General features: G+C 61.0%; 12 protein-coding genes and 1 pseudogene. 11 read left to right on the top strand and 2 right to left on the bottom strand.

Features of this window, described 5'->3' with window-relative positions:
• Positions 1-287: 287 nt before the first annotated feature.
• A complete protein-coding gene (locus R5O87_RS13775; RefSeq protein WP_410556571.1) occupies positions 288-665 on the bottom strand; it encodes a cupin domain-containing protein in 378 nt (125 codons plus the stop codon).
• A gap of 498 nt (positions 666-1,163) precedes the next feature.
• Between R5O87_RS13775 and R5O87_RS13770 the strand changes: the two genes are divergently transcribed.
• From R5O87_RS13770 to R5O87_RS13730, 9 genes and pseudogenes are all read left to right on the top strand, one after another.
• Entirely contained in the window at positions 1,164-1,577 is a 414-nt protein-coding gene (locus R5O87_RS13770; RefSeq protein ID WP_410556572.1) for a cupin domain-containing protein, read from the top strand.
• A gap of 220 nt (positions 1,578-1,797) precedes the next feature.
• A complete protein-coding gene (locus R5O87_RS13765) occupies positions 1,798-2,160 on the top strand; it encodes a cupin domain-containing protein (protein ID WP_410556573.1) in 363 nt (120 codons plus the stop codon).
• Positions 2,161-2,192: 32 nt separating this feature from the next.
• Positions 2,193-2,438, top strand: a complete 246-nt coding sequence (locus R5O87_RS13760; protein ID WP_410556574.1) for a hypothetical protein — start codon at positions 2,193-2,195, stop codon at positions 2,436-2,438.
• A gap of 345 nt (positions 2,439-2,783) precedes the next feature.
• On the top strand, positions 2,784-4,310 hold the full coding sequence (gene istA, locus R5O87_RS13755; RefSeq protein WP_410558547.1) for an IS21 family transposase: 1,527 nt from the start codon (positions 2,784-2,786) through the stop codon (positions 4,308-4,310).
• Positions 4,307-5,094: pseudogene (gene istB / locus R5O87_RS13750) on the top strand (IS21-like element helper ATPase IstB). The gene istA and the pseudogene istB overlap by 4 nt, the downstream one beginning before the upstream one ends.
• Before the next feature lie 1,056 nt (positions 5,095-6,150).
• The gene (locus tag R5O87_RS13745) at positions 6,151-6,351 is read left to right on the top strand and encodes a hypothetical protein (RefSeq protein WP_410557284.1); all 201 of its coding nucleotides are present in this window, start codon (positions 6,151-6,153) and stop codon (positions 6,349-6,351) included.
• Positions 6,348-7,244: a GlcNAc-transferase family protein gene (locus R5O87_RS13740; RefSeq protein ID WP_410557285.1), complete on the top strand. Its 897-nt coding sequence runs from the start codon at positions 6,348-6,350 to the stop codon at positions 7,242-7,244. The genes R5O87_RS13745 and R5O87_RS13740 overlap by 4 nt, the downstream gene beginning before the upstream one ends.
• A gap of 44 nt (positions 7,245-7,288) precedes the next feature.
• Positions 7,289-7,843, top strand: a complete 555-nt coding sequence (locus R5O87_RS13735) for a 2OG-Fe(II) oxygenase (RefSeq protein WP_410557286.1) — start codon at positions 7,289-7,291, stop codon at positions 7,841-7,843.
• A gap of 53 nt (positions 7,844-7,896) precedes the next feature.
• The gene (locus R5O87_RS13730) at positions 7,897-8,142 is read left to right on the top strand and encodes a hypothetical protein (protein ID WP_410557287.1); all 246 of its coding nucleotides are present in this window, start codon (positions 7,897-7,899) and stop codon (positions 8,140-8,142) included.
• A 138-nt stretch (positions 8,143-8,280) separates the two neighbouring features.
• Here the strand turns inward: R5O87_RS13730 and R5O87_RS13725 are convergent, their stop codons facing one another.
• Positions 8,281-9,333: a hypothetical protein gene (locus R5O87_RS13725; protein WP_410557288.1), complete on the bottom strand. Its 1,053-nt coding sequence runs from the start codon at positions 9,331-9,333 to the stop codon at positions 8,281-8,283.
• Positions 9,334-9,716: 383 nt separating this feature from the next.
• Here R5O87_RS13725 and R5O87_RS13720 point away from each other — a divergent pair, with 383 nt between their 5' ends.
• A complete protein-coding gene (locus R5O87_RS13720; protein ID WP_462836440.1) occupies positions 9,717-10,664 on the top strand; it encodes a LysR family transcriptional regulator in 948 nt (315 codons plus the stop codon).
• A gap of 457 nt (positions 10,665-11,121) precedes the next feature.
• Positions 11,122-12,201 carry an AAA family ATPase gene (locus R5O87_RS13715; protein ID WP_462836307.1) on the top strand — a complete coding sequence of 360 codons (1,080 nt, stop codon included), beginning with the start codon at positions 11,122-11,124 and terminating at the stop codon, positions 12,199-12,201.
• The last annotated feature ends 127 nt before the right edge of the window (positions 12,202-12,328 follow it).

The raw sequence follows: 12,328 nt of genomic DNA, 5'->3' as shown, positions 1-12,328 counted from the left end.
ATTGATCTTCGCCGGCTCACGGCTGCGGAAGGCTTTTAATCCACCAGGCACGCCAGGCGGCTACGCGGTCGTGCCTGCCACCGGACTGCGTCGAGGGCGGCGTGGCATCCTTGTTGGCCCATCAGGCAGGGTGTGGCGTAAACGAAAGGGACCGGTCTGATGCCGGCTCCCGGTCACGGATAGTCCGGACTCTCACCACAAGCGTCCGTCACGACTTTGCGTTTTCCACTAGTGCCTATTTCCTGGCAGTGGCCGCCCGCAAACGTTTCTGGCACGCGTGACCGGCCCTAGGGTGCGAAGGTGCGGTCGCCGGTAAAGAACCCGAGACCGTACTCGGGCGTCTCGAACTTGACTGTCGTTCCCTTCGGGAAGAACAGCACATCGCGCTCCTTGGCGTGGGTGACTTCCCCTGTGGTCTGGTCGGTGAGGATGAACTCACCGGCGATGACGACCTTCATCTCGTCGTAGGTGTACGTGTACACCAGGGGTTCGGAAGCCTTCAGTTCGAAGAACCCGGCGCTCATGACCGACCCTTCGGGGTTGTGGAGGGAGTCGCCGATGGCGGCGACTGTCCCAGGCTCGTTCATCGGCGGCAGACCGACATAGCCGTTTACTACCTTGTGGATGGATCCGGCCTTGCTCAGTGTTCCTACGAGGGTTTCCATGTCACTCCTGTGTGAATAGCTTGATGTGAATGATGTGTCAGAACTGTTCATCGTCGTCAGAACTGATCACCTTGGTGGGCGCCAAGTGAGACTGTGCTGAAGATCAACCAAAGTCCGGTCAGGAATTTGGGAGGATCGTCCGCTAACCCGGCATCCCCTACTGTTGAGGGTCGGGTGTGGCTCATCTTCGAGCCTCTTCCGTGTGATGCCAGTCACTTAGTTCGTCCCCAAAACTGTGACATGGACGCAGGTCTAAGTCAACGGTCCATGAAGAAAGAATCGAGTTTTGCTGAAGTATCGTCCGGACCGCGGCCGTGCGAAGGCTCCCAGTGCGCGGATTTTCGGCCGTTCGGCGACTAAGGGAAGTGGGACTGTTGACTGGGACGAGTGTCCATGTAAGAGTACTGGCAGGCGAAGTGATCCACATCACGAGTGCGCCGGCGAGCTTGATGACATCACCCGCAATGCGGGTTCCCACTGAAGAAATGGTTTAAGACAATGGCGACCACCACCCCTCAGCCCTCGACAGTGACGACGGGGGAAGCAATCGATTTTTGGCCGGTACGGTCCATGAAGGCCATGAAGGACGAATGGCAGGGATTGAGCTGCAGGTTCATCAATTCCCATCCATCAGTAGGCCGGTGGGACGATTTCATACTTTCGGAGTGGGAGCTGCATTCCTGCGCCTGGGAGGACTTCCACCCCCACACCGAGACCAACTTCGTACTGGAAGGCGAACTCCACATCGAAAGCGACGGCAAGACCGTCATCCTGAGGCCCGGAGACGCGGCGCGGGTAAATCCCGGACGAAAGGGCAGATATTGGGCCCCCGTCTACGCACGCATGGTGACCATTTACGGCCCCAACCCCGAAGGCCTGGAATCGCACTCCTTCAGGTACTCCGAAATCTGATCCTAGAACACCCGGTCCAGCCCTCGGCTGATCATCTCGCCGGTTGCGCGGTGCGGGGAGCGGACACGCCCTTCTTGAGTTCGAAGCCGGAACCAGCCCTCATCCAGGGAGTGGTCCCGAACCTCCTTATCAGGCGCTTTGGTCACCTTGGCGCCACACCTTGAAAATCCATTCCAGAAGCGACTAACAGCCACTAACAGCCCGACGAAAGGCAAGATCCATGACTGAAAAGACGGCCTCGATTCCAGCACACCTGATCCGTGACGCACGGAACGTTACGGTACTCGACGATTGGGGCCCATGCCCTGAAGCGACCGGACAGCTGATGGACACCCGCGGGCGCTACCTGTGGAAAGACGACAACGGCTCCGAATCCGGCATCTGGGAATGCACCCAAGGACCCTCCCGCTGGGTCCTTGAAACGAACGAATTCGTACACGTTCTCTCGGGTTCGATGACCATCACGCCCGACGGCGGAGAACCTGAGCTGGTCGGCCCCGGCGACACGGTTTTCATCCCCCGCGGCTGGAGCGGCAACTGGGAACTGCACGAGACACTGCGCAAACTCTATGTCATCTTCTGAGGCAGCCGCAGGCTGCATGAAGGAGTAGCAGCATGATTTTCGATCCGAAGCTAGTCGTTCGTGACTGCGCGGACCTGTCCGTCGGCGAGCAGATACACGCCTGGCAGGCTGGCAAGATATTTCAAACGGGAATCATTACCGACCTCTTCCCCGCCATGGGGCTGTTCTGGATTCGGGAACGGGCACTGGGTGAACGTCGACTGCTGGACATGAACGACCTCCAAATCACCCGCATGCCGCATCCCGCGCCTCAGAAACCCGAGCCTGCAGCCGCGTGAAAGGCCACTGGAGTCCGGCCACTCCTGCGATGGCTCATCCCATCCAGCCCTTCCGGCGCTTCCTCTCTTCAGGCTCCGCGATGGACTGGTCGTTTCCGGCCGCATCGGTGCCGGCTCTAGACGGGAAGGTCGCCAAGGGATAACGGGCTGTCAGCGGCCATGAAAAACTGCCCGTAGGCGGCCACGGAAATGCCCACTGACGGCCAGTAGCACTGCCCATTGGTGGCCATGAGATCTGCCCACTTCCTTACTGAACCTGCCGCGTCTTAAGCGGTGGGGGCCTCTCCCCGGGATTTGATGACGGTGTCTAGTCGCACCAAATGTCATCCCAGGAAGAGGCCCTGTATGAAGCATGACGGAGAAATCATGGAAATTCTTGCTGCCTACGATCTGACTGGATCGTTGCGCGCCACGGCGGAGCTCACGGGCTGCTCGCACCACACTGTTGCCAGGCATGTCGCGGCGCGGGACGCCGGCCGGCCAATCGCCGAACCTGGGCCCCGGCCAAGGGTCACGGACGATTACCTGCCCAAGATCGAGGAATGGATCGAGACGTCCAAGGGGCGGATCCGCGCCGACAAGGCCCACGCGAAGCTCCTCGCCATGGGGTATGCGGGCTCGGAGCGGTCCACCCGCCGTGCGATCGCGCAGGTCAAGGCCGCGTGGCGGCTGGGACACACCCGCGTTCACCGGCCGTGGATCACCGAGCCAGGAATGTGGCTGCAGTACGACTTCGGCGACGGACCACGGATCGGCGGAGTGAAGACCATCCTGTTCGTTGCCTGGCTGGCGTTCTCGAGGTTCCGGATCGTGATCCCGCTGCGGGACCGGACCGCGCCGAGCGTGTTCGCCGCTCTGGACCGCTGCTTCCGGATCCTGGGCGGGGCACCGACCTACGTCCTGACGGACAACGAGAAAACCGTGACCACGGCCCACGTGGCCGGGGTGCCGGTGCGGAACCAGCAGACCCTGGACTTCGCCCGCCACTACGGGGTCACCGTGCTGACCTGCCAGCCGGCGGACCCCGCCACGAAGGGAGGCGTCGAAGCGTCCGTGAAGCTGGCCAAGGCCGATATCGTTCCCAAAGAGACCAACCTGCGGGCGGACTACAGCTCCTTCACTGAACTTGAGGCCGCCTGCGAGGCGTTCATGGACGAGGTGAACAACCGGGAGCACCGCACCATCCGGCGCAAACCTGCAGCGGTGCTGGCAGAGGAACAGCTCCGGCTGCACCGGATCCCGGACACGGCGCACACGGTCGCGTTCGGACTGGCCCGCACGGTTCCGGGGAACACGCCGATGGTCACCTTCGAGAACGCCCAGTACTCCGTGCCCGCGCATCTGCTCGGCGCGAGGGTGTTCGTCCGCTCCCACGGCACCGAGCCCGATGAGCAGGTCATCATCGTCCACCACGGCCCCGCCGGCCCGGTCGAGGTCGCCCGCCATCACCGGGCCAGGCCCGGCAGCCCCGCGATCATCGATGAGCACTTTCCCGGGACCAGGACCAGGATCCCGGGCGACTACGCCGTGAAGGCACGCAACGCCGGTGAGGCCGAATTCCTTGCCATCGGCGAGGGCGCCAGGTCCTGGCTCGTGGAAGCCGCCGGGACCGGGACGGCCCGGATGAACGTGAAAATGGCTGAGGCCGTGACGCTGGCCAAAATCGCCGGCGCCGAGGCGGTGGACCGGGCCCTGGGCGACGCCGCCCTGCATGGCCGCTTCGCTCACGGCGATCTGGCTTCGATCCTCAACGCCAACATCCGACGCACCACCACCCACGCCGCGGACGAGACCCGGTCCCTGACCCAAGGCACCAGTGCCTGGGCCGGCCTGGGCACTGAACCCGCCCCTGTGAAGGAGCCGAACCGATGAGCCCTGTCAGCACCACGAACACCACCGCGCCGCCCCTGCCGGCCGAACTTGAAGCGTTGATGCGGCAGCTGAAAATGCCCCACGCCCGCGCCCTGGCCCCGGAACTCATCGCGACCGCACGAGCCCAGCGCTGGGAACCGGCAGAGATCATCAAAGCCCTGTTCACCGAAGAAACAGCCGGCCGGGCCCGGTCCATGCTCGCCACCCGGCGCAAGGCAGCAGGCTTCCCCACAGGGAAAACCTTCGACGCCTGGGACCCCACCGTCTCCTCCATCCCCGCGCCGACCCAGCAGGCCCTGCGCACCCTGGAATGGATCAGCCGCAGGGAGAACCTGGTCGTCTGCGGACCGTCCGGCACCGGAAAAACCTTCTTCCTCGAAGCCCTCGGCCAGCAAGCCGTCGAAGCCGGCATGCGCGTGGCCTGGTTCAGGCTCGAGGACCTCGGCGCCCTGATCCGGGCCCACCGCACCGACGACAGCGTCACCCGGGCCGTGGCCAAATCCTGCGCGCCGAACTCGTCGTGATCGATGACATCGGGCTCCTGCCGGTGGCCACGGACGCCGCCGAAGGCCTCTACCGGGTCGTGGACGCAGCCTACGAAAAGCGCTCCGTCGCGATCAGCTCGAACCTGCACCCGGCAGGCTTTGACGAGCTCATGCCCAAAACCCTGGCCACCGCCACCGTGGACCGGCTGCTGCACCACGCCCATGTCTGCCAGACCAGCGGCGATTCCATCCGGCTCACCCAGGCCCTCACCGGAAAAGGAGTCACCCAACTGAACTGACACGACCCCACGATGGCCAACCCCGCCGAAACCTTCAGTGGGCAGATCTGTTGGCCATCACCGGGCAGTTTCACTGGCCACCAGCGGGCACATTAACTGGCCGCCGTTGGGCAGAAACTAATGGCCATTGACAACGGGCCATCGCAGGCAGTCAGGCAACGTCGTGCCATGCAACGCGCCGAGGCGGCATGCTCGCATCGCCTGATGCACAATCCGCCAACTGCAGCACAACGTGCGGGCTCATCCGGGACCGCCGTCGGGCCTTTTCGAGGCCCAAAGTCTTGGCGGTTACCCCGCCCCAGAAAAAGCCCGCTGGCGGTAGGCCAAGAGCGACACTGCCTCGCATGCCCGGTTTGCCCCAGCTACACGTGTCGTCTGCAGAATCCAGTCATTTCAGGTCAGGGAACGCGCATTCATAGCCCGCGACGTGGCTGTGGACGGCACAGGTTCGAAAATCGAGCCCTCTTTCGGACTCGCGGACCCCAACCGAGAGATAGCCGAAAAGCAGGATCATCTATTCACACCCCCGAATTGGGCTAGATGACGGGGGGAGCGGATGCGAGGTGTCGCGCTGGAGGACCGGTCTACGCGACTGGGCGTGAGATTGAGGACCATGACCTACGACAAGGTGCGTCAGTAATACAGCCAATCAGGTCCTATCTGACGCTTTATTGTTTTCATCTGACGTCAGGTTGCTGTGTGCCCCAGCCGGGCCTTGGATGTTATTTCACACGGATAGTCCCTTCTGTTATCCGAGGTACTGGGAGAAGCCGAGTGCCAGCGCGGCTAAGATACGCACGGGATTAGCTGCCGAACTAAGGACATTACTGACATATCACAGACGTAGAGATTTCCGTTGGCAATCACGCGTAATCCTTCTCAACGACCTTGTTTGCAAGCTGCGTGGCGGACAGTCCCAGGCCGAAACCCCTTTCCGTTCTGCCCGTACCAATATTCGTTTTCCTCTCGAAAAGCCAGTTGACGAATGTTGAGGGGAAGGTGTGGTATGGGACCAACTTTTGTTCGCACCTAGCGCTGGAACGTTGGGAGATCAGAATGTCTCGACACGATTTCGATGGTGACGGACGTGCCGCGTTAGGTTCGGACGTCGGCGTGCGCAAGTACGCGATCGACTCCGTGATGCTTGCCGGCAGTGCGAGTGTGAAGCGACTGGTCATGGACATGTCAAACTCAGAGCACGCAACCCTCAAGGTCCGGGCAGAATCCGGGTACGCGATCAAGGCAGGTGACCAGTGAACGTGGTCAGTAAAGGTGCACCGGAGGCTGACATTCTCAGCCCTGACTTCTACGTGCAGATCCCTGCCTACCGTGACAATGAACTGTTTCCCACGCTACGTTCACTGTACGCCCAGGCAGCCAAGCCGGGACGCCTTCGTGTGCGGGTCATGTGGCAGAGAAAAGTGCACGTAGACCTGCCCATCGACGTCCAAGGGCTTCCGGGGCTGGAGGTGGAAGAAGTTGATGCCGCGAGCAGTGAGGGCTGTAACTGGGCACGGCGCAGGCTTCAGCGTGCGTGGCGCGGGGAGCGATACACTCTCTTCATCGACTCGCACCACCGATTCGTCGCAGGGTGGGACGATCTCGCGCTCGAGATGCTCGAAGAGTCACGTGGCGAGAATTCTACGAAGCCGGTGCTCACCGGGTACCTGCCGGGCTATGACCCTGCCAGCGGCTATCGCCGCACTCGTCGGCCCCTTCGGCTCTACCCGTACGCGCGTGACCAGGGCGTGTTGACCCGGCTCAAAGGCGAAATCATGACTGACTTCGAAAGACTGGTGAAACCGGCGCCGGCGGACTTCGTGTCTCTTCACTTCCTTCTCGCCGACGGGTCTTTCAACAATGATGTCCCGTTCAACCCGGCGATCTACTTCTTCGGCGACGAAGTGCTGACCAGCGTGCGCGCATTTGCCGCGGGGTATCGCCTTTTCCATCCCCAAAGGGTAGTCGGGTGGCACGCGTACAACCGAGACAGCCGGGTGACCCACTGGGTCGATCACGACGGGTACGAGGCTCGGCACGAGCATTCGCTAGCAGAACTGCGACGCACATATCGCGGCGAACGAGACATCTCATCCGCTGAAGTCGCTGCATTCGAGGACCACGTTAATCTTTCGCTGGTGATCGACTGATGCTCGGCACCCCTGTAACTCTGGAGAGAGGCACAGTCACGTGTGTGGACGACTTCCTGAACGTGGAGGAGTGCGCCCGCCTCACGGACGATCTCCAACACATCTACTGGTGGGACAGCCCTGTCATCCGGCTCGACTCGCAACGTGGGTTAGTGTCTGGACACTCAATCAGTCGGACTAGTTCGACTACGGACGAGACTTGGCTGAGCGACGAATCTCGCGAGGTGCTGCGCAGCGTCGAGCAGAAGCTGGCCGTCGACTTCCGCGTACCCATTGAGCACTTCGAGCCGTGGCAGCTGGCCAGGTACCGGAAGGGCGAGCGATTCGAGGAGCACCACGACAGCGGCTTCTTCACTGGTGACCAATGGGGCGAGCGCACGATTTCCGTGCTCATTTACCTTAGCGCTTCCCCCACTGGGGGAAGCACGTACTTCCCCGCCCTCAAGCAACGCTTCCAACCCGTGACCGGGCGGCTGTTGGTCTGGCCGGATCTTCTTCCCGACGGCTCCGTCGATCACCGCATGCGTCACATCGCGTGCCCTGCCAGGCGTGTCAAAACGATTGTCTCGACGTGGGTGCGTGAGCTTCCGACGAAATGAACACTGAGGAGTAAGGACGTGCACTAATGCCGATCTCAAAGCGAGAGAACCGCGTGATTCAGCAGGTTGTCAAAGCCCACGGCACGGTGATCGACCTCGAAGCCCAGCCGGAGCTTCTTGTCGAGATCGTTCGCAAGTGGGGCTTCGACCTGCTGGAGGAGATTCCGGATGCTGGAGTGCGGCCCGGGGGCGTGGGCCCCACGAGTCTGGAAGCCGGTCCGGGACTGGAAGACGTGCTCAAGGAAGTCCTCGCGCTCCGCAGGCAAGTCGACAAACTCGGCCGCCAGATCACAGGTTGAGAACGCACAGGTTCCCCGCTGCCACATGCCGAGTTTGCCGTGCGGACAGTTCACCGCTAATGGGTATTCCGTCAAGCTGCGGCCGCGTCAGCATTGGCGAATCGTCGATGCATTCACCGAGTCGTGCAAGAGCCCCCACTAGACTGTCAATCCTGCAGTCATCGATTCTCCGCTCTGGCTGCCAACACCCTGAAATTCCCAACTGCTTCCACGTTGAGCAATGAGTTGCAAGCCTGCACTGATCCGCCCCAAACCATCAGGGTCCACGGCGGTCAAAGTAGCCCATGAGCCCCACTGGCCGCCGATTTTTTGCCGATCCCGTAGTGTGACCACTTCCCCAGGCCTGAACCCCGATCCCCCCACGGTCACTGAAATGGAGCTGCCGAAATTGGATGAGTCTGCTTCAACCGAAAGAAAGGGGCGCCCATTGCTGGCGACACCTCCTCCATGGCCGGACGGCACTGCCTTCTGAACCAGATTATTGACCAGCAGTTCAAGGGACTGAATCCTGTGTAAAAGATCCGCTCCTTGAACGATGATGGACCCGCTGACAGCTACATTGCCTGCAAAGTATCCTGCGTGACCGCGAGTTCCGCGTTTCTCGGCGTAAATGGCGGCACCATCGCTAGTCTCATTCCTGTGGAAGGCAACGATTGCGGCATGATGGGTGGATGCAGTTTCGGAATGAACTCCTTCATTGGTTGCACTGTCGGCCCAAATTCCAGGGCCGGATTTACTGCTGGCACGGACTCCGGCTCCAGATTGGCTATCGCCATGAACTCCGATACCGCTGACACTCACCCCTCCCGTACCTGTAAGGACCTTGCTGGCGCCGAATACTCCTACTCCTGATTCAGAATCACCGCGAACTGCTGGGCCAGCCTCGCTCACGCCGTGCACACCGATACCGCTCGTGCTAACGCCTCCAAGGCCGCTGGAGCTTTCACTCTTCCCCCAGACACCGACGCCCGAGGTTGACGTTCCAACGACGCCAGTTCCAGATACCGTATGTCCCAAAACTGCGGTCCCTTTTGCGTTATGCTGACCCTCTACCGCCGGTGTATTGGCATCGTCGCTGACGCCACTAAACGTTGTCATTTCCTTCACCTTCTCTATGTTTTCTGCCTTCTTGGAGATGGATGAACTCCAAAAGATGCATTTATCGTTATTGAGGGAGCTGGGCAGGCACACATCGCAGTATGGCCGTGTTCTTAAGTTCTCCGACCGCGACAACGTCTACCGAAATGTCCGATAACGCGATTCGTCCCTTTGCTCAGGCAATCGTCTTGTTGATAGGGGTCCGTTCTGCACCCGAACACTTCGCACTTTTAGCTCCTACGAAGATGATAGGAAAGTGAGAGTCTTGGCAGGGCAAGTTTTTCCTTGCTGGAAACGGCCCTTGACGAGCAGGGATTGACTGTTCTTCTGACCAGGCACATCTTTGTTACGAATAGGCTAAAGGCCACTGAGACTTCAGGTGGAGGTCCGTCGTGAATATTGATCTCAGCTGCGTGGAAAGCTTTGTAGTCTTGGCTGGCGAACGTCATTATGGTCGCGCAGCTAGCCGTCTAAGCATGAGCACTTCGGCCCTGTCCAAACGCATCAGCCGGCTGGAGAAGTCGGTTGGGACGCAGCTAGTTGAACGGGACACCGGCGGGTTCGTGGACCTCACACGTTCAGGGGACCGTTTCCTCGCCCGCTGTGATCCTTTGCTGCGCGCCGTTCGCGATGCACGCCGAGACGCTCTGCAGGCATCCGAATCCGCGGTTCTCCGTGTCGGGATTCCTGGGGCGCCTACCGACCACTTCCCGCCGCAGGCTTGGCGCATGGTTTCCTTAGGGCTCAAACAACTTGTTCCCGGATGTCGGCTGGAACTCAGGGACGTGCCCTATGGGCGAGTCGCGCAAAGTCTTCTGTCGGGCTGGATTGATGTACTCCTGAGCTCTTCGCTCGTGGGCTCACCTTTAGTGAACCGGTTTGATCTCGTCGCTGAGCAGATAGGCGTGTCGGGTAGAGTGCTTCATGTTCCCCCTGGGCACGAACTGGACGGCGCCCTCACAACTACAGTCGCCGAGATTGCCGACTTTGCTTTTGTTCGGGAGCCTACAGCTCCAGACTATTGGATGGCTCCGTGGCTCCTTGGCGACCTTCGCGGGCCAAAAGAGATACGTGCCGTTGACGTGCCCGGCCGAAGGATCGGGGACATTGATCGCGCTGTGCATCAGCGCGTAGCTGCCGGTGTGTTCTCCGCCATAACGCCTCTTTCATTCCCTGATCTGATCGTCATACCCATCAAGGACGCACCCCTTGTGCCTTTCTATGCCGTTAGACGGCGTCAAGACGATCGCGACGCAGTTTTAGGCCTCCTGCAAACACTCCGAGTCCTGTCGGCGGCTTTTGCCGTGAATCATTCGGCGACTCGATCTCAGCCCTCCATGCAGGACCTGAATGCCTGGTGGGTGGCATGGACAATCGCATCCGCAGGGGATCCGTCAGCCCTCGGAACTCTGCCTAGGGCATAGAGCATCCGAACAGGCGGCGTCCTGCACTCAGCACGGCGGGAGATGCAACAGCGACTGGCCGTCGCTCTAGGGATTCCACAAATTCTGTTGCCGGTCAGGTGGATTCTTGCGCTACGGAGCATCTGAAAAGCCTTCGGGTCCTCGTCGCCGAGCAGGTCGTGTTGGAGCCCTAGCAGGAACATCCCAAGATTCGCTTGGCCCTCTGATCGGATTTCCGCAGCCCAGGTCTCCGTCTCCCCCCCACAGCATTTCAAACGCCGATAGCCGCGATTCCGTCAAGCTGTAAGGACGGTTAGGCCAAAGCATAATCATGTATTTCAATTTTTGGGATGCTCGTGAATGCTTTGGTTATGATGTGGACATGGAACCAGCTCTGAATCCCTTCGCTCCCGGCTCTGGAGTCAAGCCCCCGGCTCTTGTTGGCAGGCGGCCTGAGATTGATGCGTTCGATCTCCTAGTGGCAAGGGCGAAGGCCAACGCTGTTGGGGACCGTGGCATTCTCCTGACAGGGCTGCGGGGAGTGGGCAAGACAGTGCTCTTGAACGAGTTCTCGGAGATGGCGCGGCGCAACGGCTGGCTCGTGGTGCAGTTTGAGGCTCAGCCCGGGGAAGGCGGCCCCGAAGCTGTCCGGAAGAAGCTTGCCCGTGAGCTCCAGCTAGGAGCTCGCCGGCTTCGACAGACTCCCGCATGGTCGCACCTTCGCAGCCAGGGCTTGGGGAGTATCTCCAACATCTCCGTGTCCCTTGGACTCCAGGGACTCACCGCTGACCTGAAATTCGCGGCCGGGCGGGCCGACTCCCGCGTCCTCGACATCGATCTAGAGGAAATGATCGAGGACGTCTCGATATCCATGAGGAAGGCCAGGGCCGGTTTCGCGCTGGTGATCGATGAGATGCAGGACGTCGACGCGGAGCTGCTGGGTGCGCTGTTGACCGTCCAGCACGCCGCAGGTCAACGCGGCTGGCCCTTCTACATTGTCGGTGGAGGACTGCCGTCCCTGCCGGGTCGGCTCAGTGAAAGCCGCTCTTACGCCGAACGGCTGTTCCACTACCGCATGGTCGGCCAACTCGATCCGGGCGCAGCAGCGGAAGCGCTCACCGTTCCGATCGGCCGACTCGGGGGAGTCCTTCGAGGAGAAGCTCTCGATACGGTCCTCGACGCCGCCGGGGGCTACGCCTACTTCCTCCAGGCCTATGGACGCACACTCTGGGAGACAGCTTCCGAGAAAGAGATCACCGTCGGAGACGCCCGCCTCGCCGTCGAGCTCGGAACGGCAGACCTGGACCACGGCTTCTTCGTCGCCAGATGGCAACGGGCAACACCTGCCGAAAGGAACTACCTACGCGCAATGAGCCAGGACGGCGAAGGCCCCTCCACCACCGCCGACCTGAGCGGCCGGCTCGGAAAGGACCACAGCTCCCTCACCAGCCAACGCGGCCGCCTCATCGAAAAGGGCATCATCTTCGCCCCCGAGCACGGACAGATCCAATTCACCGTCCCCGGCATGGGAGCATTCATTACCCGTCAGAAGGAGTGACCAGAAACCTCTTCGCCACAGTCCACTACGGCTGTCAGGTTGGGGTGTGCCTCCCTCTGACTGAGGGCCTCGAGACTGTGGGTTTCCGCGCTATGGCGGTCAGGAGGCGTCCGTCGTCCCTCCATTC

The organism is Arthrobacter globiformis, assembly GCF_046536215.2.
GTDB lineage: Bacteria > Actinomycetota > Actinomycetes > Actinomycetales > Micrococcaceae > Arthrobacter > Arthrobacter globiformis_E.
The sequence above is the reverse complement of the archived record's forward strand: the minus strand, read 5'-3'. Positions and strand labels throughout refer to the sequence as shown.

What these genes read in the sequence shown, in the direction of transcription:
- R5O87_RS13775 (WP_410556571.1), bottom strand. Translation starts at nt 665, where the DNA reads ATGGAAACCCTCGTAGGAACACTGAGCAAGGCCGGATCCATCCACAAG.
- R5O87_RS13770 (WP_410556572.1), top strand. Translation starts at nt 1,164, where the DNA reads ATGGCGACCACCACCCCTCAGCCCTCGACAGTGACGACGGGGGAAGCA.
- R5O87_RS13765 (WP_410556573.1), top strand. Translation starts at nt 1,798, where the DNA reads ATGACTGAAAAGACGGCCTCGATTCCAGCACACCTGATCCGTGACGCA.
- R5O87_RS13760 (WP_410556574.1), top strand. Translation starts at nt 2,193, where the DNA reads ATGATTTTCGATCCGAAGCTAGTCGTTCGTGACTGCGCGGACCTGTCC.
- istA (WP_410558547.1), top strand. Translation starts at nt 2,784, where the DNA reads ATGAAGCATGACGGAGAAATCATGGAAATTCTTGCTGCCTACGATCTG.
- R5O87_RS13745 (WP_410557284.1), top strand. Translation starts at nt 6,151, where the DNA reads ATGTCTCGACACGATTTCGATGGTGACGGACGTGCCGCGTTAGGTTCG.
- R5O87_RS13720 (WP_462836440.1), top strand. Translation starts at nt 9,717, where the DNA reads ATGAGCACTTCGGCCCTGTCCAAACGCATCAGCCGGCTGGAGAAGTCG.